General features: G+C 65.8%; 20 protein-coding genes. 11 read left to right on the forward strand and 9 right to left on the reverse strand.

The features are described 5' to 3' along the window. The first annotated feature begins 219 nt into the window (after positions 1 to 219). Positions 220 to 846 carry a TetR/AcrR family transcriptional regulator gene (locus V9E98_13180; protein ID MEI2717916.1) on the forward strand — a complete coding sequence of 209 codons (627 nt, stop codon included), beginning with the start codon at positions 220 to 222 and terminating at the stop codon, positions 844 to 846. Beyond that, complete coding sequence (locus tag V9E98_13185) at positions 843 to 1,640, forward strand: maleylpyruvate isomerase family mycothiol-dependent enzyme (GenBank protein ID MEI2717917.1); 798 nt, start codon at positions 843 to 845, stop codon at positions 1,638 to 1,640. Before V9E98_13180 ends, V9E98_13185 begins: the two co-directional genes overlap by 4 nt. A gap of 31 nt (positions 1,641 to 1,671) precedes the next feature. On the opposite strand, the gene V9E98_13190 is transcribed toward V9E98_13185, so the two are convergent. Continuing rightward, positions 1,672 to 3,270 carry a hypothetical protein gene (locus V9E98_13190; GenBank protein MEI2717918.1) on the reverse strand — a complete coding sequence of 533 codons (1,599 nt, stop codon included), beginning with the start codon at positions 3,268 to 3,270 and terminating at the stop codon, positions 1,672 to 1,674. A 120-nt stretch (positions 3,271 to 3,390) separates the two neighbouring features. Between V9E98_13190 and V9E98_13195 the strand changes: the two genes are divergently transcribed. The 4 genes from V9E98_13195 to V9E98_13210 are packed head-to-tail and all read left to right on the forward strand — an operon-like array spanning position 3,391 to position 7,586. Then, entirely contained in the window at positions 3,391 to 5,457 is a 2,067-nt protein-coding gene (locus V9E98_13195; GenBank protein ID MEI2717919.1) for a hypothetical protein, read from the forward strand. A 59-nt stretch (positions 5,458 to 5,516) separates the two neighbouring features. Further along, the gene (locus V9E98_13200) at positions 5,517 to 6,077 is read left to right on the forward strand and encodes a UvrD-helicase domain-containing protein (GenBank protein ID MEI2717920.1); all 561 of its coding nucleotides are present in this window, start codon (positions 5,517 to 5,519) and stop codon (positions 6,075 to 6,077) included. Next, positions 6,017 to 6,958, forward strand: a complete 942-nt coding sequence (locus V9E98_13205) for an ATP-dependent helicase (GenBank protein ID MEI2717921.1) — start codon at positions 6,017 to 6,019, stop codon at positions 6,956 to 6,958. Before V9E98_13200 ends, V9E98_13205 begins: the two co-directional genes overlap by 61 nt. Then, positions 6,912 to 7,586: a 3'-5' exonuclease gene (locus V9E98_13210; protein ID MEI2717922.1), complete on the forward strand. Its 675-nt coding sequence runs from the start codon at positions 6,912 to 6,914 to the stop codon at positions 7,584 to 7,586. The genes V9E98_13205 and V9E98_13210 overlap by 47 nt, the downstream gene beginning before the upstream one ends. On the opposite strand, the gene V9E98_13215 is transcribed toward V9E98_13210, so the two are convergent. Together V9E98_13215 and V9E98_13220 are read right to left on the reverse strand one after the other, a co-directional pair. Next, entirely contained in the window at positions 7,557 to 8,027 is a 471-nt protein-coding gene (locus tag V9E98_13215) for a threonine/serine exporter family protein (GenBank protein ID MEI2717923.1), read from the reverse strand. The genes V9E98_13210 and V9E98_13215 overlap by 30 nt on opposite strands. Next, a complete protein-coding gene (locus V9E98_13220; GenBank protein MEI2717924.1) occupies positions 8,024 to 8,806 on the reverse strand; it encodes a threonine/serine exporter family protein in 783 nt (260 codons plus the stop codon). Before V9E98_13220 ends, V9E98_13215 begins: the two co-directional genes overlap by 4 nt. A gap of 110 nt (positions 8,807 to 8,916) precedes the next feature. Here V9E98_13220 and V9E98_13225 point away from each other — a divergent pair, with 110 nt between their 5' ends. After that, the gene (locus V9E98_13225) at positions 8,917 to 10,923 is read left to right on the forward strand and encodes an FUSC family protein (protein MEI2717925.1); all 2,007 of its coding nucleotides are present in this window, start codon (positions 8,917 to 8,919) and stop codon (positions 10,921 to 10,923) included. Positions 10,924 to 10,993: 70 nt separating this feature from the next. Beyond that, positions 10,994 to 12,502 (forward strand): beta-1,3-glucanase family protein, encoded by a 1,509-nt coding sequence (locus tag V9E98_13230; GenBank protein ID MEI2717926.1) that lies wholly within the window; start codon positions 10,994 to 10,996, stop codon positions 12,500 to 12,502. Here the strand turns inward: V9E98_13230 and V9E98_13235 are convergent, their stop codons facing one another. After that, a complete protein-coding gene (locus V9E98_13235) occupies positions 12,503 to 12,847 on the reverse strand; it encodes a plastocyanin/azurin family copper-binding protein (protein ID MEI2717927.1) in 345 nt (114 codons plus the stop codon). A 227-nt stretch (positions 12,848 to 13,074) separates the two neighbouring features. On the opposite strand from V9E98_13235, the gene V9E98_13240 reads away from it, so the two are divergent. Beyond that, the gene (locus V9E98_13240; protein MEI2717928.1) at positions 13,075 to 13,767 is read left to right on the forward strand and encodes an aspartate/glutamate racemase family protein; all 693 of its coding nucleotides are present in this window, start codon (positions 13,075 to 13,077) and stop codon (positions 13,765 to 13,767) included. Between the two features lie 16 nt (positions 13,768 to 13,783). On the opposite strand, the gene V9E98_13245 is transcribed toward V9E98_13240, so the two are convergent. Together V9E98_13245 and V9E98_13250 are read right to left on the reverse strand one after the other, a co-directional pair. Beyond that, on the reverse strand, positions 13,784 to 14,050 hold the full coding sequence (locus V9E98_13245; protein ID MEI2717929.1) for a hypothetical protein: 267 nt from the start codon (positions 14,048 to 14,050) through the stop codon (positions 13,784 to 13,786). A gap of 437 nt (positions 14,051 to 14,487) precedes the next feature. Then, positions 14,488 to 14,841 carry a hypothetical protein gene (locus V9E98_13250; protein ID MEI2717930.1) on the reverse strand — a complete coding sequence of 118 codons (354 nt, stop codon included), beginning with the start codon at positions 14,839 to 14,841 and terminating at the stop codon, positions 14,488 to 14,490. A gap of 74 nt (positions 14,842 to 14,915) precedes the next feature. Here V9E98_13250 and V9E98_13255 point away from each other — a divergent pair, with 74 nt between their 5' ends. Then, positions 14,916 to 15,161 carry a hypothetical protein gene (locus V9E98_13255; GenBank protein MEI2717931.1) on the forward strand — a complete coding sequence of 82 codons (246 nt, stop codon included), beginning with the start codon at positions 14,916 to 14,918 and terminating at the stop codon, positions 15,159 to 15,161. 281 nt (positions 15,162 to 15,442) lie between these two features. Here the strand turns inward: V9E98_13255 and V9E98_13260 are convergent, their stop codons facing one another. Continuing rightward, the gene (locus V9E98_13260; GenBank protein MEI2717932.1) at positions 15,443 to 17,089 is read right to left on the reverse strand and encodes a metallophosphoesterase; all 1,647 of its coding nucleotides are present in this window, start codon (positions 17,087 to 17,089) and stop codon (positions 15,443 to 15,445) included. Between the two features lie 263 nt (positions 17,090 to 17,352). Between V9E98_13260 and V9E98_13265 the strand changes: the two genes are divergently transcribed. After that, a complete protein-coding gene (locus V9E98_13265) occupies positions 17,353 to 18,093 on the forward strand; it encodes a hypothetical protein (protein MEI2717933.1) in 741 nt (246 codons plus the stop codon). Positions 18,094 to 18,192: 99 nt separating this feature from the next. Here V9E98_13265 and V9E98_13270 read toward each other — a convergent pair whose 3' ends face one another. Continuing rightward, positions 18,193 to 19,695: a CoA-acylating methylmalonate-semialdehyde dehydrogenase gene (locus V9E98_13270; GenBank protein ID MEI2717934.1), complete on the reverse strand. Its 1,503-nt coding sequence runs from the start codon at positions 19,693 to 19,695 to the stop codon at positions 18,193 to 18,195. 57 nt (positions 19,696 to 19,752) lie between these two features. Further along, positions 19,753 to 20,529, reverse strand: coding sequence for an FAD-binding oxidoreductase (locus V9E98_13275; protein MEI2717935.1), 777 nt, complete (start codon positions 20,527 to 20,529; stop codon positions 19,753 to 19,755). Positions 20,530 to 20,532 lie beyond the last annotated feature (3 nt).

Raw genomic sequence — 20,532 nt, forward strand, 5'->3', positions numbered from 1 at the left:
GGCTCGAGGGGGCTCGAGAGGGCTCGAGGAGGCTCGAGGGGCCTTCCTCCGTCCGACCCGGCGACCCGCGGCCCCCTCCTTCTCACCGGGAAGTTTCTGGTTCTTCTCACCGGGAAGTTACTGGTTCTTCTCACCGAGAAGTTTCTGGTTGCTGTCATCGACCCACCTCCCCGCGAAACTCTTGCCAGAAAAAACTAACACTGTTAGGGTTTCCGAACGATGTTAGGAAAAGTAACTGCCGATGAGGCCGCTGACTGGCGCGAGCAGCGCCGTGTCGTAGCGCGGCGGACGATCATCGAACAGGCCTGGCTTCTCGCGGACGAACGTGGCCTGGACAGCTGGACCATGCGCGAACTCGCTGAGGCCGTCGGGGTGCGTGCACCGTCCTTGTACGGACACTTCGACGGCAAGCCGGCAATCCTGGACGCGCTCTTCGCGGACGGATACCGAGCCATGGACCAACTGCTCGAGGACACGGATACCGAATTCCCGGCCGACCTGTCCCAGCGCGATCGTCTCGTGGCGATGCTGACCGCATGGCTGGGTTTCTGCCAAGAGAGCCCGGCGCGTTACCGACTGATGTTCACATCGGCGATACCCGGGTGGCGCCCGTCGGATGACGCCTACGCCGTGTCCCAGGCGTCCTACGCCACGATGGCTCGTCATCTGCAGGCAAACGGGATCACCCCCGGGGTCCGGTTGGATCTGTTCACCGCGGTGACATCAGGCATCGCTGCCCAACAGCTTGCGAACGATCCGGGCGGAGATCGTTGGGTGCGACTCATCGGCCACACCGTCGACATGTTCCTCAGTCACCTGTCAGCACTACCGGAGGAGAGATCATGACCGCATCGCGAGGAGACATCGTGGACTCGACGACAACACCACCGACAATCGTGCGCGGCAGCGACGCCGACGCTCTCGCGTTGGCCGCCTACGATCAACTGTCCACGCTGCTGTTGGAGTTGCGCCGACAGGACTGGGACGTGGTCACCGAGTGTCGCCCGTGGACGGTTCGGGACATGGTGGCCCATATGGTCGGCGCTGCCGAAGGCCATGCGTCGCTGCCCGTGATGATGCGCCAGACCGTCGGGGGTATGCGCCTCAAGAACGAGTTCGACGGCAACTCCCTGGACGCCATGAACGAGCTGCAGATCCGCAGTCAGAAGGATTCGAGCGGCCCCCAGTTGGCTGCCCGGATTCGTGACCTCGCGCCGCTTGCGGTGAGGGGTCGGCACCGGCGCGCGACATGGATGGGCTTCGTCCCGATCCCCATCGACCCCACCGGCTCGACAGCGGGGTTCCCCGCCAAGGTCAGCATGGGCCACCTGTGCGCTGTCGTGCTGACCCGCGATGTCTGGATGCACAAGTTCGACATCGCCCGAGCATTGGACATGACGCCGCCGATCGATGACACAGACACGAGAGTCGTCGCCGACGTCGCGGCGGAATGGCAGGGACAGCACAAACAGCCGGTGCGTCTGGAGTTGTCCGGACCCGCAGGCGGGAGTTACCAGTGGGGATCGGGCGGACCGATCCTGGACGTCGATGCCATCGACTTCTGTCGGGTGGTCGCCGGTCGCCGGCCCGACTCCACCGTGCCCGCCAGTCCTTTGCTGGACACCCGCATCCTCTTCTGAGATGTCGCGGGGGTGGGGCCCATCCCACCCGTTACCGGGAGTCCCGGCGAATCAGTGGCTCGTCGATCGTGCCGTCACCGTCGACGTCGATTCCGACGCGCAAGGGCTTGCCGGAGTCGCGCCACCGGCCGTAGGGGATGACGATGGCTTCGTTGGGCCGCACCGGGATGGGATCGCTGGTGGCGACGTCCGTTTGTGTTCGTCCGATGCGCTTGACACGGAAGTCGAGCGTCGCGCGACGAGACGATGGCGACGCGAATCTGACGGTCTCCGCTTCCTGGTCGAGAGCCACGTCGACGTCGCCGCCGCGTCGTGGCAACCGAAGTCCACCGAACCGGAACTCATATGAGGCGTCGGGATCCTCGAAGGTGAGGAACAGATCAGGGGACGCGCCGAGGTCCGTGCCGTATGAGACTTCGTTGCCCACAGGATCGAACCAGATGTCGTCGACGGACCCGGGCTGCATGTCGATGTTCCCGGCCGAGAAACTGTAGCCCGGACGCACGATCGTGACGTCGGTGTTCGCCGGCCGCCGCAGGTCACTTCCGTCGATGACGACAAGGAACGGTTCGTCGGCCGGCACGATCTCGACGGCCGGAACAGTCGCGTTGATGAAGTTGGTCGGCCGGAATGTCTCCTGGCCCGGGATCGGCCGACCCTTCTTGTCGGTCACACTCAACGCAACCCCGCGGTGATGGGCGCGTTGATTGACGGAGACCATGCTGACGGCGGGTGCGCTGCCGAACGTCGGGTCGTCCGATTCGCTGTCGTCGTCAGCGTCGGAGGCGCCTGGGCAGAACGGGCACTGCTGTTGTCGCAGAGTCAGATCAACCGGCGTGAGTTCGATGGGGTTGTTCGGACCGCCCTCGTACAGTTCGGCCCGCTCACCGGGTTTCGTCTGGGCCCGGTAGGACCATTCGCCGGTGACCGGGTCGACCAGAATCAGGTTCTCCTGTTGCGGGTAGTTGTTGTCGTAGATGGCGATGGCTTTGGTTCCGTCGTCCTGGTCGCGGATGGCGTAGGGGGTTACGGCGTGACCTCCGGTCTGTTCTCCCCCCTTCATGCGGAAGATGCCGAAGATGAAGCCCTGACCCTGGCCCCAGGCCCGCTCCAGTTGATCGAGCAGCGCCTGACCGGTCAGGGTGGTCGCTGCGGTCTTCGTCGGCGGAGTTGCCTGGGTCGCCCAGATCTTGGCGAGTTCCCGCTGCAAGTCCGGGTTGTCGTCGATCGTCAGGTCGGCAGCATCCGGTCCGCCGAACTGCTGGGGATCTTCCTCTTGATCGAACAGTGCCCAGCTGAGTCCCGCCATGCCGAAGCAGTGTCCGTCATCCATGGCATCGTTGATGCCCTCCATGTAGGTGCCGGCGGTGGCGCTCAGCACGCAACGCCCACCCTCATCGATCCGGGCGCAGACCTGATCGCCGAAGAGTTCGCGCATTGCCTGCGCATCGAGGTTCTCGTAGCCTTCCTCGTTGCCGTAGTTGGGGAAACTGAAGCTATTGGTCTGAATGTCGAATCCGCTGTCGGGCGTCGGCGTCGGCGACGAGTCGGGGCTTGTGCAGGCGGTCAAGGCCAGCAGAGTTGCCACCGCCAACAGCGCCGGTCCGCGCCTGCGGGTGGAGTCGGTCATGGCACCCATCATCCTCGGGCAGTCCTTCCGAGGCGAGTCACTCCTTGCGCAGCGTCTCCAAGGCGAGCGCCGATTCACACGGGTGCGGGCGACGGTGGGCCCGGGTTCTACGCTGACGGTATGACCCATGCGCGCCGGACCGTCGTGTCCTCACTCGTCGCCGGAATGCTTCTCGGCTCGTTGCTGCCAACCACGGGGGCCCACGCCGACGCCGAGTCCGGAGCCTTGGCGAGGTCGTCGGTCGAACCTGCCGCCAAGGGTCCGTGGGGGCATCGCCGATTCGCCATCGATCGCGGGAACATCGTCGACATCGGAGCACCCCACCGGGCGGAGTTCACGAGCGAGGCCACGCTTCCGACCAGCACGCGCGGGAATTCGGGCAAGACGAACTCGGGCAAGACACAGACGGGAAGGCGACCACTGCTCGTGTTCCTGCACGGCGCCCACCCCACGTGTTACAGCGCCACAGACAACGACACGATCTGGCCGTGTGCTCCGGGGTACGAGCCGATACCCAGCTACTGGGGATACCGCTACCTCGCTGATCGAATGGCGTCGCAGGGTTTCGCCTCGGTGAGCATCTCCGCCAATGGAGTCAATGGTCAAGAGGATTCGTTTTCCGACGGCGGCACCACGGCCCGAGCGCAATTGGTGGATCTGCATCTGCGGGCGATCAGACGTTCTGCGAAAGGCGAGTCGGACAGGTATCCCCGGCGGTTCGCGCAGTCGGTCGATCTGTCGCAGGTAATGGTGATCGGCCACTCCCGGGGTGCCGCGGGAGTCGCCCAAGCCGGTGCGCAGGCGGCCCAGGAACAGCGCAGTTACCGCATCCGGGCGGCTGTCTCCTTGGCCGGGACAACGCAGGTCAAGCAGGCGGTCCCGGGTTTGCCGATCGTTGCCGTGCTCCCACAATGTGATGGCGATGTCATCGACCTCGAGGGGCAGTTGTTCGTCGATGTCGGCGCCCGAATCCCCGGTGACAATGCGTTGCGCAGCGCCATCTGGGTCCCGGGGGGGAACCACAACTTCCTGAACACGCAGTGGACCCCCGGACGATCAGTTGCGTTCGCCTGGAACGACGCTGCCAAGCTGAACGACGAGCCCGGACCCTGTCACCAGAACCACCGGATCAACAGTGCCCAGGAAAGGCGGATCGCGCAATCGTATGTCGCGGCGACCGCGCGCCTGTACCTTGCCGGGGATCAGCAGATGCTGCAGTTCCTCGACGGATCCGCGATTCGGCCAGGAGACGTCGGGAGAGTCGCCACCAGGAGCAGTGCCACAGGTGGTTCGGCGCTGCTGTTGGAACGGCGCTGGAACGGCCGAGTGCAGGCCTCCGGAGTGCGCGCCAGCACCGGACTGGGCCTGAAATCGGCCGAGAAGGTCGGCTGGAACGACGTCCAGACTCCGCATTGGCTGCCGGCGTTGCGGTTCCCGCAGCGATCCACCCGGCAGCGCGCGTTCGAGGTCAGTTGGCAACGCCGCGGGACCGCGCTGCACCGACTGAGCCGGGTCACCGACCTGCGCGGCTACGACCGGCTCCAGGCGAGAGTCGCTGCCGACAGCCTGGCGTGGCGCTCTGGCAGGGTCAGTCTGGCGCTGCGCGACTCGGCCGGAGTGACAGCCCGGGTGCCGGTCCCACACCGCCAACTGACGCGGTTCTCGCCCAAGATCCCTATGCATCTGTGGGGGCAGTCGGTGTCAATACCGCTGCGGTCATTCACCGCGCAACAGCCCAAGCTCGATCTGCGCGAGGTGCGCTGGATCGGGTTGGCGCCGCGTTCGGGATCGGGGCGTGTCTGGGTGCTCGACGCGTGGGCGCGACACGCCGCGCCGTCCACGCCCCGAGCCGGGACGGCAGCCACCGTCCTCGCTGGTGGCGAGGCCAAGTGGTTGGGGGACGGATACCGTGTCACTCTGCGCCTGACCAGCGCGCGGTCGGCGCCGCACGCGACCAGGATCGATTACCACTTGTCCGGGTATGAGCACAGCGGCACGCTGTCGCGGGGCCATCTCACGTTGCCCGCGGGGCGTCGGATCGTGTCGCGCACATTCGTTGTCGCGGCGCGCAAGCCCGATAACCGTTTGGTCGTGGCGACGTACCCCGACGAGTGGGGCCTGAATCTGACCGACTACGTCTGGCTGCCCGTCACGAATCCCCCCGGGACGGTCGGGGGCGGATCCTGACCGAGCCCGCCAACCGGTGCGGATCAGGACTTGGCGGACCTGGTCGCTAGCGTTCCTTCATGGATGTTGAACAGTTCCTTGCCGGGCTGAACGACCAACAGCGCGCCGCGGCGCAACTCGTGAGTGGACCGGTTGCCATCCACGCCGGGGCCGGCACCGGTAAGACACGGGTCATCACCCACCGGACTGCCTACGCCGCAGGCGTCGCTGCCATGCAGCCACAGACGGCTCTGCTCCTCACCTTCACCGACAAGGCGGCGACCGAGATGTCCCAGCGCCTCGCCGGGCTGGGCTTCCCCGGCGTCGCCGCCATGACCTTCCACAAGGCGGCCTGGCGTCAACTGCGCCACTTCTGGCCGCAGATCCACGGCGAGCAGTTGGGGGTCGTCGATCAGCCGTGGCGCATCGTTGCTCCGGCGATCCGGCAACTGCCCGGTCACTACCGCTTCACGGCCACCAAGGATGTCCTGGACACCATTTCCTGGATCACCAACTCCCGACTCAACGAATCCCGACTCAACGCAACGAATCCCGACTCAACGAATCGCGCCCCGAGAGCATGGACCTGTCACAGGCAGCGCAAGATGCAGACCGGGTCCTGCCGCTGCCGGCCGATCTGATGCAGCGCGTCTTCGACCACTACACGCGCAGCAAGTCGAAGCAGAACGTCGTCGATTTCGACGACATGATCTTGCGCACCACCGATCTGCTCCGCGCGCATCCCGACATCCTGGAACAGGTCCGGGCCAGATATCGGTGGTTCAGTGTGGATGAGTTCCAGGACACCAATCCCGCCCAGTTCGAACTGCTGCGGCTGTGGCTCGGTGATCGGCAGGACATCTGCGTCGTCGGTGATCCGCAACAGACGATCTACTCGTTCACGGGCGCGACGGATCGGTTCCTGACCCGGTTCTCCGGCTGGTACGAGTCAGCGCGCACCGTCGATCTCACCAGCAACTATCGATCGAGCCCTCAGATCCTGGCGCTGGCCAATCGACTCATCCCCGCGGAATCCGTGCTGACGGCGGTCGGCCCCGCCGGCCCGAGCCCCCGCATCGAGGAGTTCCCCGATGGCGACGCCGAGTTGGTGGCCATCAGGCAGGCGCTGCGGTCATGGCACGACGAGGGCGTTGCTTTTCAGGAGATGGCGGTGTTGGTCCGACTCAACGAAGACATACCGCCCATCGAGTCGGAACTCACCCGCGCGGGGGTCCCGTTCGTCGTGCGGGGGACGGCGTTCTTCCAGCGGCGCGAAATCAGGGCTGCGGTCCGCTCACTGGCGGGCGTGCCCCAAGACGCGGATCCCATCGAGAGTGTGGATGACACTTCTGGCCGATCAGTTCGGCTACGACCCCGACGACGACCCCGACACCCCCGCGGCGCGAGACCGGCACGCCGCACTGGGCACTCTGCGCGCGCTCGTCGTGGCGAGCGCCGACCAGGGTCTGCCGGCCGTGATCGCAGATCTCGAGCAACGAGCGGCCGCGGAACGTACCCATAGCGGTGCCGGGGTCACGTTGGCCACGCTGCATGGTGCCAAAGGCCTGGAGTGGGATGCCGTTGTCCTGCCAGGCCTGGAACAGGGCAAACTGCCGGTCAAACAGGCGCAGAAGTCAGCTGACCGCGTGGCGGAGGAACGGCGCCTGCTCTATGTCGGGATCACCCGAGCTCGCCGGCACCTGCTCCTGACTCGAGCCTCGCGCCGACCCGGCTCGCAAGGCAAACCGGTGTCTCGTCCGCCCAGCCAGTTTCTCCGTGAACTGCTGCCACCAGTCCCCTCGGTGCACCGCAGTACCGCATCCAAGCGGTCACGACGTACGGGCAGCCAACCGGCCGACCCCGTCGATCCCGCCGTGGAGACCGACCTCTACACCCGACTCAAGGCGTGGCGACTCGAGGTGGCGCGTACCGACGGGGTACCCGCCTATGTGGTTTTTCCCGACTCGACCCTCGGCCTCATTGCCCGCGACCGCCCTGGCACCCTCGCCGAACTCGCCGCAGTCCACGGTGTCGGCCCGACGAAGTTGGAGCGATACGGCGAGCAGGTGCTGAGCCTGGTCGAAGAGAGACTGCAGCCGGGATCTCGCACCGGCCCCGACTCAGTCCTCGGCCGTTCGCGATCTCGGTAGCAACAGCATGGGAGTCAGCGCACCCAGGCACAGCACGAGGACGATCGCCGCCGCGGTGAAGCCGGAACTCGCGAACTCCAGGAAGTCCTGTCCGGCCTGTGGGTCGTTGGCCCCTCCGGAGTTGATCCACTTCAACAGCGACTGCAGGGCGCGGGCGAGGATGGCTCCTGGGATGAGGGGGATCACGGGCGCGAAGGCGTAGACCGGCGAGGCCTCATGGGTGCGCGGACCCAGCGTGTAGGCCAGGGCACCGACCACGACTGCTGCGAAGTAGTCCGCAACGACAATCGTCACACCTTGCGCCTGCGCGAACTCGGTGATGAACCGGGCCAGGACCGCGATCGCGGCGACGATCGGCAGCGCGCGCTTGCGGACGTTGAACATCATCGCGAAGCCCGTTGCCGCAGGTGCTGCCCAGAGCACCGCCCACAGCGAGATCATGCGTGCCCCCAGAGGAACACCGCGATCGACAGCCCGAAGGTCGTGCCGAGCATGATGACACTGGCGCGGGTCAGCCGGGTGATGCCGTTCAGGTAGTTCGAGGTCAACAGGTCGGCGGTCCCGTTCAACAGCGGTACCCCCGGCACCAAGAACAAGATGCTGGCGGTCACGGCAGTGTTCACGCCGGGGTCTTGGTCGGCTCCCAGGGCCAGCGCCAACAGCAGGACGACCGAAACACTGACGAATGCGGCGATCAGGCAGTACACGAAGGGTTTGAATCTCTGCTTGACCATGATGTGACGCACGAGTGCCCCCGCGAGCCCCCCGAGTCCTGCCAGCGCCACTCCCAGCAGGTCGGCGCCGAAGAGCCCTGCGAAGGAACCACAACTGATCCCCAGGAGTATGAGAACCATCGGGACGGGGTAGCGCCGCTCCCGAGCAGCGATGTCGGCGAGTTCGGCGCGTACTTCTGCGATCGTCATGTCGCCGCTGCGCTTGGCGAGGTAGCTCAGATAACTCAGTTCGGTGAAGTTGACCCCGATCGCCGGGACAGTGCGGATCGCCGTGTGACTCGTACCCGCGCGGTGCACCGTCAGCCCGAGGCTGCCCGAGGACAGCCAGCACTCGGCCCGTTCGGCCCCCAAGGCCAAGGCGACGTGCCGCACGGTCTCGCGTACCCGGGCGGTGTAGCCACCTGACATCTGGACCCGGACACCGACCTCCAAGGCAGTCTGCATGATCGCCTCGAGTTGCCCCGGATCACCCGCTGCTTCGGCCACAGGTTCACGCTATCGGCGCAGGCTATCGGCGCAGCGAGAACTTGCGCATTGAGTTGACCGGTTGGTCCGACAAGCACGGTTGCCGACGCCGGGTCTGATTGCATGGGCGGGTGACACCGCTCGATCTGCCTTCCCGATGGCGGATGGGCCTGACCCAGATCCGTCGCGGAACTCTGGATGCACCGTGGTCCGCTGCCCCTTGGGCGTCGGTCGTACGGCGGACTGCCGTCGTGGTCGGCTTCGTCGCCTACGGCTTGTTCACCGGTCAACTCGACACGGCCGTCTTCGGCGCGTTCGGGGCATTGCAGCTGGGCCTGGGTGAGGCGGTGCTTCCCTGGCGCAGGCTGTTCGGTCTCGTCGTGATCGAAGTCGCGGCCCTCACAGCCGTCGGATTCGTGGCGGCGTGGACGAGTGGTACGTGGTGGACGGTCCCTCTGCTCGCTGCCATCGCCTATGCGCACGGCGTCACTTTCACGGCCGGACAGGTTCCGCGGGCGGTGGGTGTGGGGACGTTGGCGATCGGTGTGATCTTCGCCGGCCTACCGGTCACCGCTCCCGGCTCAGCCGCGGTATGGCTGGGCCTCGGGGCAGCGTGCCAGGGGCTGGTGTGGTTGCTGGTGTGGCCGTGGGAACGGGTACTTACGATCCGGCGAGCGCTGGCCAACCGGATCCGCGACATCGTTCGGATCGTGGGGTATCAGCGCCTGTCCGGGCGGGACAGCAACAATGCGTCGGCTGCCGTGGACGATCTGCGCGCAACGATCGCCGCATCCGGTGTTGCTGATCGGCAGGCAGCGTTGTCGCTCGTCGACGCGATCGACGACGTCAGACGCGGTGTCATCGCCTGGCGTGTGCTGAAGGCACCTGGCTTGGCGGAGCGGATGTCCGTCAGGGAGGTATTGCGAGATGACGTTCGGGTTCTGGATGAATCGGTCGGCAGGGCCGATCATCGCCAGTCACCTCGTGAGGCGGGGGAGCAGTGGGCGTCCGCGGAAGCGTTGGCCGCGGCCATCGACACGATGCAGGACCGAATCGATTCATTGCGAACAGGAGAGTCCGGCAGGGCCCCCCTGACCTCGCAGGCACCATCACCTGGATCACACCGCTCTCTTCTGCGTCCGGATTTGTCGCAACTGCGACATGGGCTGCGACTCGCGCTGGCCATCGCCATCGCTCAAGCTGTGACGCTCGTGATTCCGATCAACCACTCATTCTGGATCCCCTTGACCGTCGTCTTCGTGGTGCGTCCCGAGTGGTACACGACAGTGATCCGATCGGCGGCCAGGGTCCTGGGCAACCTGCTCGCGGTGGTGCTGATACCGGTGGCACTGGCTGTGGCAGGTGGCTGGGATCTGGCGACTCTGCTGCTCGTGGCGCTTATCGCGGGTGTGGGATTCCGTAACTTCTCGGGCAACTACGTGGCGGCTTCGTTCGGCGTCGCCGGAACCATCCTGGTCCTCGACCAGACGCTCGGGACCGACCCGTTCCTCTACGAGTGGCGGATCGTCGCCACTGTCGTCGGTGCACTCATCGGTCTGGCCGTGTCAGCGGTGATTCCGGCCTACCGGGGCCATGAGGGGGGTCGGCTGCTGGCGCGGGTGGTGTCGGGGCTGAGCGCATGGTCCCAGTCCGTGTGTCGGGGCATCATCGATCCGAGCGATTTCGACCCCGGCGCCAGCAGGGTGGCCGGTGAACAAGAACGCAACAACCTGATCCACATGCGGCCGGCGGTGGAGGCGGCGCTGCTCGAACCCCGCCCAAACGCCGATCCGCGGGTACTGTCCGTAGCCGTCGAGGCGGCTGATCGTGCCCATCTGTGTCTGCTGGCCTTGAGCTTCTACGCTCGCTTGCTCCATGAAGGGGGCCGGCCAGGCCTGGATGTCGGAGTCACCGCGCGCGGCATCCAGGACTCGTTCGGCGCCGCTGCGAGATGCCTGGGCGATGGAGAATCTGTGTCTGTGGATCAGCCGGCTCCTGAGGCAGCGGGGACGGTCCCTCGCACTCCGGAGGATCTCGCGGTCGTCATGCAAGCCCTGCGGCTGCGACAGGCGGCGACAGATCTCGCTGCCGCTGCCTCGTGGGCGACCTCAGAAGGACTCCCGTCTCAATCGCAGTGAGGAGCGACCGCTGGGGTTGTGCACCCGGATAGCACTCGCCGGACCGACGTGCGAACCGTACGATCAAGGCGTGCCCAGCCATCCGCGAGCCGTTCGTCGGATCTCGTTCGTCGCTGCATGCGCTGCACTGGCCACCGCGCTGACAGTGACACCGCCTGTGCCCCAGGTGCGGGCTGATTCGGGTCTGACGATCGAAGTGGTCAACCAGAACACGGCTGTTCCCGACTCGCAGGTATGGGTCACAGCGGAACAGACCCTCGCCGGGCAGTCGCCGTCGGTGCTGGCAGCCCCCGAATCGTTGTCGCGACGATCCGCGTTCACGGCGGCGTCTGTGAACAGTGGCAGGGTGAGCATCTCCTTCGATCAACCGGTCCCCGGGCCCCCGGCGGCCGCGCCCAGCCCCGACACGTCCGCGATTCGTTTCGACGTCGTGGAGTTGACGTACCCGGGGGTGGCGAACCTGACTGCAGTCGACATGTTCGGGATTCCGTTGGACCTGGAGGTGTACGACAGCGCCGGCAATCTCGCGGGTGCACGCCGCTGGATCTGCTACACCGACGTCATCCGGAGCCAGCTTCAGCAACGGATGACCGCTGCGGGCGGCACCTACTCGCGGGCGGAACGGCGTACTGGCTCCGGGGACTTCCTGCGGCTGGTCTCCCCGAACATCAGCAGTGGACAGAACCCGACCGGCTACCCGGATCTGACGGACTATGTCACCTCACTCAAGGGACAGCAACTCACGGTGAGGGGGACGTTCACCGGATCGTCCGCTCAGCCGTACGACTTCCGGGGATCATTCTCGGGGCCCGGGCTGGGGACCCTGCGCCTGCAGTCACAACTGGGCGACGGGCTGCAGGATGTCGTGATCGACGGGGACACCCTGCCCGGGAACACCCCACCCGACAACGCCATCTACTCCAACAACGGCCCCTACCAGTTGGGCAATTCTCCCGCTGACCACTTCGTCGGCGAGAACGATGTCTACGCGGCGGTCTACCGTGACGTCGTCGCTGGATTCGCCTGGGGTTTCTGGGGCAGCCCAGGACTGGGCAACGACACGGCCTCCTTCGACGTCAGCCGGTCACCGGGCCCCTTCGAGGGGGCGCAGCCGAGTCATCCGTACTACAACGTCTGGGCGGCAGCACTGTTCGGCTACACCCAGGCGTACGGGTTCCCGTTCAGTGACACCTTCAACGATGCGCCCGGCCGGAACCCATTGCTGGGATTGCCCGCTGGGGGCACGCTACGAATCATCGTGCGTCCCGATCAGAGTCCCTCCGACTGCACGTCGAACACCCCCGATCGACCGGATCCGCCGTCCAAGGTCACCGGGTTGAAGGTGGCGGTCATTCACTTCGGACACAAGGCTCGCGCCAAGTGGCGGGCGGTGTCGATGGCCACTGCCTATCAGGTGCGCTGGTGGAACAAGGGGCGCTACACCAAGTGGAAGTCGGTCACCAAGACCCAGGCTCTGCACAAGGTCAAACCCGGCCGGCTCTACAAGGTCCAGGTCCGAGCCCGCACCCAAGACGTTGCCGGGCCGGTGGTGACGCGGAAGTTCCGCGCGCGGAGGTGATCAGCCGACCCGGATTCGGCCCTTCATCCCCGCTGCTGCGTGACCCGGCAGGGTGCACAAGTACTTCACGGTTCCCTTCTTCAGCTTCACCGTGATCGACCGCGTCCCCTTGTCGAAGTCGGGCGTCTCGACGGACCCCACCTTGAGGTCGTGGGTCATTCCCGACTTGTTCGTGTACCGGAACGTGTAGGTCCCTGGTTTCAGCTTCGTGGGCATTCCGACGAAGGACATCGGGTCAGACGCCGGGCTCGTGACCTCGATGGTGCGAGCGGCCCACGCCGGCGTGGCGATACCAGCCAGAACGAGTGTGGCAGTGGCAGTCGCGGCGGCGGTTCGGATGCGCATGAGCAGTCCTTTCGGTCAGGATCCCGGAGTCGGTCGGGGGTGACTTGTCGACCGGGAATGTGCCTGGTGGGGGTGGTCTCTACCGTCTGGCGTGTCGTCTGGATACAGGGTGCCATGTCGTTCGGAACTGTGCCCTCAGCGCATTTCTGTGCGGCCGAGAACAAGCCTGAGAGGGGTCCGCCGGCGCAGCGGCTCCAGAGAGGAAGTGGCGCGGGTACCGTGTTCGGATGCGGCGTATCGGGATCCTCGGGGGGATGAGTTGGGAGAGCACCGCGTTGTACTACCGCCTCCTGAACGAAGGAGTGCGCGATCGCCTGGGCGGTCTGCATTCCGCCGACCTGATCCTGCGGTCGCTGGACTTCGCGGATGTCGAGGGGCATTTCGACGCCGACGACTGGGACGGACTCGGGGCCACTCTCGCAGCTGAAGCGCTCGCCCTGCAGGACCAGGGTGCGGAACTCCTCCTCATCGCCACCAACACCGTCCATCGGGTGGCCGACCAGATTGAACGTGACCTCGGGATTCCCCTGGTCCACATCGCCGACGCCGTCGGTCGCACGGCGGCGGAATCCGGGCGGCATACGGCCGGGTTGTTGGGTACCCACTTCACGATGACTCAGCCGTTCTACGCCGAGCGATTGGCGCGGCATGGTGTCGCCACGCTGGTCCCGGAAGCAGGGCAGCGTGACCTTGTCGACGCGATCATCTTCGACGAGTTGGTTCTCGGTCGCTTCACCGAAGAGTCGCGTCAATACGTGTGCAGTGTCGCGGCGGACCTCGCCGAGCAAGGCGCCGATTGCATCGTGCTCGGCTGCACCGAACTGGAACTCCTGGTCACCGGTGACGACATCCCAGTCGACGTCATTCCCTCCACCGCCGTTCACGTGCGGGCAGGACTCGACCTCGCTCTTGAGGCTTGACCGACAGCCTTTTCCACTAGCACTGGTCGGAGCCGGAGTCCGTGGTCGCGCCCGCTCCCGTGATGAACCGCCACGAATAGGCGTCCTCATCCAATGTCAGAGCGAGGACACCGAAAGCGTCGTTACTTCGGAACTCGGAGTTGGGCTGGATCGTCCCGAAGCTGTAGAGCGGCGCCCCTCCGGTGCCTACGACGAACTGGCGGATTCCGGAGGGTGTCTGAGCGCCGGAGGAATCCATCCGCGCGAATCGTTCGTAGTCGTGATCGTGGCCGCTGAGCATCATGTCGGCCCCCGCCGCCCGTCAGAAGCGCCCACAAGGGTGCCGTCTCATCGTTGTTGCCGTGCGGCCCACTGGAGTAGCGAGGGTGATGGGTGACGGCCACCAGGCATTGGGTCGGGTGAGCTGCGAGATCCTGTACGAGCCACTGGTACTGACGAGAGGTGGCATCACATCCGCCGACCTTGGAGCAGTTCGAGTTCAGCATCACGAAGTGCCAACCGCCGATGTCGGTGGAGTACCACGGGTCGCCGGCAGTTCCCACGCGGCTGCCAAAGTATCCGAAGTACCCGACCGCATCCGTGTGGTACTCGTGATTGCCCGGGACCGGCCAGGTCCGGTCTTTGAACGGCCCGAAATGCGGGTCGTAGCAGTTGGCGAAGTCCGTGCTCGTCCCGTTGGGGTAGGCGATATCTCCGGGTGCGAACATCGGCCCTGTGGTGTCAGCGATGAGTCCAGCCGTCTGGGCCGACTCCCGCGGACCCGCACCACCCGATGTCGCCGACGACCGTGATTTGATCTTGACGGGCGGTCGTCGTGGTCACGGTCACCGGCGTGGTCGAGGTGATGCCGTCGGTATCTCGCGTGAACAGCGCGTAGGAGTAAGTCGAGTTCTGCGTGAGCCCCGAGTCGGTTGCAGTCGTGGGGGAGGCTGCCGACCATGGAACGCCCGTGCCGGCGTTCGGCTCCGTGGGGGGTGTCGAGCCCGAAGCTCGGCGCACGATCACTGATGCCAGATCCGGGTCACTCGGGTTCGTCCAGGAGAGCGCGATGGTGTCGATCGTGCGCTGCGTCACCGCGAGTCCGGTGATGGACCCGGGTGCGGGGGGGTCCGGTGGCGCAGGAGTCGGCGTGGCCGAAGGAGTGGGACGTGGGCGAAGGAGTGGGACTGGGCGAAGGCGAAGGAGTAGGTGCAGGTGTCGGACTCGAGGGGGGCTCTTCCCGCACGGACACGCGGATCTTCGCGCGGTGGTCTGCCACCACACGTACCCGGCGCCGGGACTGCTCCACGACACTGGACCCGGCGTTGGGTCCCACCGCCGACGCCCGCACCCGATATCGCCCGGGTGTGAGTCCCCGCAGCGTTGTGGTGGTCCTGACCCTCACTCGGAAGTGATGTCTTCCCCGCACCACGACTTTGGCGCGGTGGCCCGGGTCCCTCGAGATTCCGACTCGGAGGCTGCCGGTCTGCTTCTTCGTCGCCGGTGTGATCGTCGCGGTCGCGCCATGGTCGGCAGTTGCTTCGGCGTGCACAGGTGATGCGACAGCCAGCAGCAGGGCCACCGGGACAACAAAGGTGCGCATCATTGGTCCGATCGGAGATGCCCACATCATCGGACGATGCTCAGCGAATGATGAGCCCCCCTTACCCGAACGGGGGAATCACGCCCGAGCAGGTCAGCAGGAATCCGAGCCAGTGTCCTGTTGGGCGCCGATGACGGTCGGCAGGAAGTTCCAGGAGTACTGCCCCGCTCCGAGCGTCAGACGCAGCATGCCGTGAGTGTCGTTCTGGCGGTATTCCGACATCGGGTTCTCCGACTTGAACTGCCGCAACGGAGCCCCCCCAGTGCCGACGATGACCTGGCGCAGGCCATCGGGGGTGCGTGTGCCCGCATTGTCCAGTCGCGGGAACCGCTCGTACGAATGCTGGTGTCCAGTGAGCAAGAGGTCGGCACCGTGATCCATGAGGAGGCGCCACATGTCGCCCACAGCGGCCCGGCCGCCGTCTCCTTCGGCACCGCTGGAGTACAGCGGATGGTGCCAGACAGCGGCGATACACCTACGGGGGTTGGCCGCCAGGTCCTGCGCGAGCCACTGGTATTGGCGGGAGTCCGGTTTGCAACCGCCCACTGCCCAGCAGTTGGAGTTGAGCATGACGAAGTGCCATTCCCCGAAATCGACCGAGTACCAGGGGTCGGTCTGGGTGCCGACCCTCGGGCCGAAGTAGTCGAAGTACCCCACAGCGCCGGAGTTGTACTCGTGGTTGCCCGGGACTGCCCAGGTGCGGTCGCGGAACTGCCCGAAATGGGGGTAGTAGCAGTTGAGGAAGTCCTCGGGAGTCCCGTCCGGATAGACCAGATCGCCGGGAGCGACGAAGGGTTCGGTCGTGGACACCGAGGCAAGCAGCGCCGCCGTGTCCGCCACTGCGCCGAGTTCGCACTGCGCGATGTCCCCTGCGGTGTAGATGATGGTGTCAGGCGCTGGTTCGGACGCCGTTCTTGTGCTGGCGCTGGCAGGAATCGGATTGATGTTGCCCGTGGCATCACGGGTGAACACGGAATAGGAGTACTTGGTGTCGCGGGACAATCCGCGGTCGACGGTGGAGTTCGCGAGAGCTGCCCGCAGGGGTACTGCAACCCCGTCGCTCGGCGACATCGGTGGCGCGTCGCCTTGGGTCCGACGCACCAGGACCTCAGTGAAGTCGGCATCGGTCGGGTTGCTCCACGACATGGCGACCGTGGACTCGGTCGCCTGGCCGATGAGCAAGTTGGCGACGGGAGCTGGAGGAGTCGAATCCAGTGGCGCAGGTGCCGGCGGGTCGGGTGTGAACTTGTAGGTGACACGGACCTTGGACTTCTTGTCCGGACGGATCCGGACCTTCTTCTTCGACACCTTTACGGTCACCTTGCCGCCGGGGGCGGTGGTCTTCTCGGCTCGAATCCGGTAGGTGCCGACGGTCAGTTTCGTCAACGTGGTCGAGGTGCCGGTCAATGTGCTGAAGCCATCAGATCCGGTGATCGCTACCCGGGCTGTGGCCGCTGCCGACTTCTTCACCTTGACGCGGAGTTTTCCGGTCGGCGGGGGTTTCTCCTTCTCTTTCCCCTTGCCCTTGTCAGGCTCTTTCCCCTTTCCCTTGGCAGGCTCTTTCCCCTTGCCCTTGTCAGGTCGTTTGTCCTTCTTCGGTGAGGGCAGCAGCTGCGTGGCGGGTGAGGTCACGGATTCGGGAGTCGCAGAGGTGGCCGCGGAGCTGGTGGCCCCGGTGCCCACCGAGATCACGATGATCGAGGTAGCCAGCGCTATCACGCCAGTTCTTCGCCGCTGCATGTGATCCTTCCTCAGTGTTCGCCGTGTCCCCAGCGTCCGCCGCGTCCAACAGCGTCCGCCGCGTCCCCGAAACACAACAACGGTTTCGAGCGGCGGGGAAACAATGATCCGGAAACCGGATACGGCGCACCCGGTGCTCGTCACCGATGTTCGCTCCACCATTGCATATCCCCGGTGACATCCGGTAACGGTGCACTGGCGTGGCGTCGCGACGGTCGGCACCGCGGCACCGCAGTCCCCCCCGGTCCGCGTAGCGTGTTCGGGTGACTGCTACTTCCGGCATCGCGCCGGCCGCCATGATCACGCGCGAGTTTCCCGGGGCTGCCCCCATGAGCCAGTTCCTGACGCGACAGTCCGCGTGGCTGCGAGCCCAGGGGTTCGACCCGGAGGATGCTCTCGCAATCTCGGCCACATGTCGCGACGAGATCCTGGCTCCGCTTCGCGCCCAAGTCCGGACCCACTGGCATCGAGCGTTCGACTTCAGCAGCCTGTCCGGGCTCCCTTTGGCAGGTCTGACCGGTGCCCGCGCGGCTCTCGGACACGCTCCTCAGACGGGGGACCGCGTCGAGATGGTCGTCTTCGCGCTGCCCCACATCGGCGTGTTGGCCGACGGCGCCGTCGGACAGGCGATGCGACGCGGCCGAGTCGATCCCACCACCGCCTGCGGATCGCTGGTCGCCGCGATCGAGCAGTCGCAGACGGATCCCATCGGCGCCATGGATCCCGATGACCCCGAACAGTCTCTGGTTCGTGCCCGGTTGCTGGCCGAGATCCCCGACCTGGCGCGCTGCGACCTGCGAACCGTCACCACCACCGTGAGAGATCTGATGGTCGCCGACTTGTGGCGCATGCTGCAGGGCATCAGCGACACCGATCAGGTGGACCTTGCGCTGGTATCCGGGCTAGTGGTCCACGGTCCGGACGGTCTCGATTTCGTGGTGCCAGGGACGTGTCGGGTGCGCACCAGAGGCCGGGTGGTCGACTCCGCCGGTGCGTACGACTGACGCGAGGGTGATCTGACTCAAGCGCGCACTGGAGTCACGGTGACCGACTCGAGTGTGACCGACTCGAGGGGGTAGTGCCGCGATTCCTGGTGAGGCGAATCAGCCGTGGGTCGGGAAACCCAGGTTGATGCCCCCATGGGCTGGATCGGGCCAACGACTCGTGACGACCTTGCCCCGCGTGAAGAAGTGGAATCCTTCCGCTCCGTGGGCATGGGTGTCCCCGAACAACGATGACTTCCAACCCCCGAAGGAGTAGTAGGCCATCGGCACCGGGATCGGGACGTTGACCCCGATCATTCCGACGGTCACTTCGTTCTGGAACTTCCGGGCAGCGCCGCCATCGCAGGTGAAGATCGCCGTGCCGTTCCCGTATGCATGCGAGTTGATGAGCGCCAGACCCTCCTCGAAGGACGCCACCCGGACTACGGACAGCACGGGGCCGAAGATCTCGTCGGTGTAGACCGTCATCTCGGGTGTGACCCGGTCGAGCAGTGTCGGCCCGAGCCAGAATCCGTTGGGGTCCCCATCGGGCTCCACCAGGCGGCCGTCGACCACGAGTTCAGCGCCTTCGGCCACACCCGCGGCCACGTACCCGGCGACCTTGTCCCGGTGGACGGCGGTGACCAGGGGGCCCATGTCGCAACCCTTGCGGCCGTCACCGGTGCGCAGGGAAGCCATACGTGTCGAGATGGCAGCGATCAGGTCGTCAGCGATGGGTTCGACGGCCACGACGACGGAGATGGCCATGCAGCGTTCTCCCGCGGATCCGAATCCCGCATTCACTGCCGAGTCGGCGGTGAGTTCGAGGTCGGCATCCGGCAGTACCAGCATGTGGTTCTTCGCGCCGCCCAGAGCCTGGACCCTTTTGCCGTGCGCAGTGCCGGTCTCGTAGACGTACTTGGCGATCGGCGTGGAACCCACGAAGCTGATCGACGCGACATCTGGGTGCGTCAGCAGGGCGTCGACTGCCACCTTGTCGCCGTGGACCACATTGAAGACACCGTCGGGAAGCCCCGCCTGCTGCCAGAGGTCCGCGATCATCATGATCGCGCTGGGGTCCTTCTCCGATGGCTTGACGACGACAGTGTTCCCGGCGGCTATCGCGATGGGGAAGAACCACATGGGCACCATGGCCGGGAAGTTGAACGGGGAGATGATGCCGACCACCCCCAAGGGCTGGCGCATGGAGTAGACGTCGACGCCCGTTGACACCCCCTCGGAGTAGCCGCCCTTGAGGAGATGGGCGTTGCCGCAGGCGAACTCGACCACTTCGAGGCCGCGGGTCACTTCACCGAGTGCATCGGAAAGGACCTTGCCGTGTTCGGCGGTGATGAGCTCGGCGATCTCTTCCTTGTGCGCGTTCATCAGTTCCCGGAATCGGAACAGGATCTGCATGCGCTTGGTCAGTGTCGCGCGCCCCCACCCGTCCTCGAAGGCCGCGCGGGCAGCGGCAACGGCGCTGTCGACGTCTGCGGCGGTCGCGAAATCCACGGTCTTGGTCACCTGTCCGGTGGCCGGGTCGTAGACATCGCCGTGGCGATCAGCGGTGCCCGTCCAGGGACGACCGGCGATCCAATGCGTGATGCGATCGGTCGTCTGCATGACTATCTCTCCTTGGTTGTCGGGTGATCACCCGGTTGTCGTGTCTTTCCACATCAGTCAGCTGTCGAAACCCAGCCCCATGCGGTCGAGGGTGCGCAGCCAGAGATTGCGTCGCCCCAGGTCCGCGTCCGCAGCCTGAAGGGACCGACGCGTGATGTCCACGCCGATCTGCCGGATCGGCTCGGGTGGGAACGGCAGCGGCTTGGAGCGCACCATCTTCAGGCGGGTGCGGGGCGTGTCCTCGGATCGCAGCAGATCCAGCATGGTGTCGGCGCCGAACCGCGACGCTCCCACACCCAGCCCGGTGAAGCCCACGCAGTAGACCAGGCGTCCGCCGAACGCCGAACCCCAGAACGCGCTGAACCGCGAGCAGGTGTCGATCGCTCCCGCCCACGCGAACTCGACGGGGACATCCCCGACGGCCGGGAAGGTGTCGTGAAGGTGTTGGACAAGGCGGGCGGTGAGGAAGTCGTCCCGCTCCAATGTCGACCCCGGACGCTCCCCTCGCTGGTACACCGCGTCATAACCGCCCCATAGGATCCGGTCGTCCTGCGTCAGTCGGTAGTAGTGGAACTGGTTGCCGGAGTCGCTGATCCCCTCACGGCCGTTCCAGCCGATCTGACGCCGGATCTCGGGTGGCAACGGGGCCGTGACCACGACGTGGTCGAACACCGGGATGACGTAGTGGGAGATCCGCTTGAGTAGGGGTGTGTGCGCGGCTGTTGCCAGCGCCACCCGGTGTGCGACCACGGCGCCGGAGTGAGTGCGCACCTCGACTCCGGATCCGGAAGCCCGCACGCCGGTCACAGGGGAGTGCTCGACTACTGCGCACACCCA

The organism is Candidatus Nanopelagicales bacterium, from assembly GCA_037045355.1.
Lineage (GTDB): Bacteria > Actinomycetota > Actinomycetes > S36-B12.

Coding starts and splice junctions, on each gene's coding strand:
- V9E98_13180 (MEI2717916.1), top strand. CDS start 220: ATGTTAGGAAAAGTAACTGCCGATGAGGCCGCTGACTGGCGCGAGCAG.
- V9E98_13185 (MEI2717917.1), top strand. CDS start 843: ATGACCGCATCGCGAGGAGACATCGTGGACTCGACGACAACACCACCG.
- V9E98_13190 (MEI2717918.1), bottom strand. CDS start 3,270: ATGACCGACTCCACCCGCAGGCGCGGACCGGCGCTGTTGGCGGTGGCA.
- V9E98_13195 (MEI2717919.1), top strand. CDS start 3,391: ATGACCCATGCGCGCCGGACCGTCGTGTCCTCACTCGTCGCCGGAATG.
- V9E98_13200 (MEI2717920.1), top strand. CDS start 5,517: ATGGATGTTGAACAGTTCCTTGCCGGGCTGAACGACCAACAGCGCGCC.
- V9E98_13205 (MEI2717921.1), top strand. CDS start 6,017: ATGGACCTGTCACAGGCAGCGCAAGATGCAGACCGGGTCCTGCCGCTG.
- V9E98_13215 (MEI2717923.1), bottom strand. CDS start 8,027: ATGATCTCGCTGTGGGCGGTGCTCTGGGCAGCACCTGCGGCAACGGGC.
- V9E98_13235 (MEI2717927.1), bottom strand. CDS start 12,847: ATGCGCATCCGAACCGCCGCCGCGACTGCCACTGCCACACTCGTTCTG.
- V9E98_13240 (MEI2717928.1), top strand. CDS start 13,075: ATGCGGCGTATCGGGATCCTCGGGGGGATGAGTTGGGAGAGCACCGCG.
- V9E98_13245 (MEI2717929.1), bottom strand. CDS start 14,050: ATGATGCTCAGCGGCCACGATCACGACTACGAACGATTCGCGCGGATG.
- V9E98_13260 (MEI2717932.1), bottom strand. CDS start 17,089: ATGCAGCGGCGAAGAACTGGCGTGATAGCGCTGGCTACCTCGATCATC.
- V9E98_13270 (MEI2717934.1), bottom strand. CDS start 19,695: ATGCAGACGACCGATCGCATCACGCATTGGATCGCCGGTCGTCCCTGG.